The 1,113-nt window shown below is 73.9% G+C and carries 1 pseudogene; it reads left to right on the forward strand.

Going from position 1 to position 1,113, the window contains the following annotated elements:
- Nucleotides 1–1,113: pseudogene (locus tag G3I65_RS13495) on the forward strand (hypothetical protein); the annotation flags it as partial.

The raw sequence follows: 1,113 nt of genomic DNA on the forward strand, positions 1-1,113 counted from the left end.
GGTTCGGGCGGGGGCTCGGGCGGTGCGATCCCGCCGATCCCGGACGGGTCCACCGGGGGCGGCGGTTCCTCGGGCGGCGGGTCCGGCTCGTCGGGCGGCGGCCAGGACGACGGTGCGGCCCAGGCGGAGGCGGCCAAGCAGCAGGCGGCCCAGGCGGCGGAGGAAGCCAAGCAGAAGGCCGCAGACGCGCTGAAGCAGTTCAGCGGTCCCGGTATCCAGACGGAGTCCGGCGCGGGCCTCGGTGGCGGTTCGGGCTCGGGCGGGGGTTCCGACGACACTTCGCCGTCGTCGACGCCGCCTCCGTCCGCGAGCGGCCAGGACGCGGCCGCCGAAGCGGCCAAGCAGAAGGCCGCGGACGCGCTGAAGGAGTTCAGCGGTCCCGGCATCCAGACCGACGACGGCGCCGGCGGCGGTTCCGGTACGGGCGGCGACGACGGCAAGGCCGCGGCCGAGCAGGCGGCGGAAGACGCCAGGAACAAGGCGGCCGACGCGCTCAAGGGCCTCGACGGCGACCCGATCAAGACCGAGCCGGGCGACACCGGGCTCGATACCGACGGCGACGGCAAGCCCGACGCCAAGGGCGACGACGACCCCGACGTCCTCAAGGTCAAGCAGGGCGACAAGACCTTCGAGATGACCGAGCCGGACCACGACGGCAAGATGGACATCAAGGTCGGCGACGGACCCGGCGATCCGAAGGACTTCAAGCTCGACTGGTCGGGCGACGGGAAGTCCGCCGACGGTCCACAAGGGACGGACGACGACTGCTACCGCCCCGGCCCGGACGGCAAGATCCACATCCAGGACGGCGACCTCAAGATCACCGCCGAGCGGCCCGACGGCGCGGACGGTCCGACGGTCGTCACCGTCGACGACGGCACCGGCAAGCCGACGACCTACACCCTCGGCGAGGACGGCAAGCCCTCGGACGCGCTCGGCGACTCGCCGTCGAAGAAGCTCGACGACGACCTGCCCACCCACCGCGGCACCCTCGACCCCTACAAGCTCCACGGCGGCGACGGCGGGGGTGCACACGGCGGCGACGGGGCTGGTGCGCACGGCGGCGGGGGACACGGCGGCGATGGCGGCGGTGGGCACGGCGGCGGAGAGCAC

Source organism: Amycolatopsis sp. SID8362, from assembly GCF_010550475.1.
In the GTDB taxonomy this organism is placed as follows: Bacteria; Actinomycetota; Actinomycetes; order Mycobacteriales; family Pseudonocardiaceae; genus Amycolatopsis; species Amycolatopsis eburnea.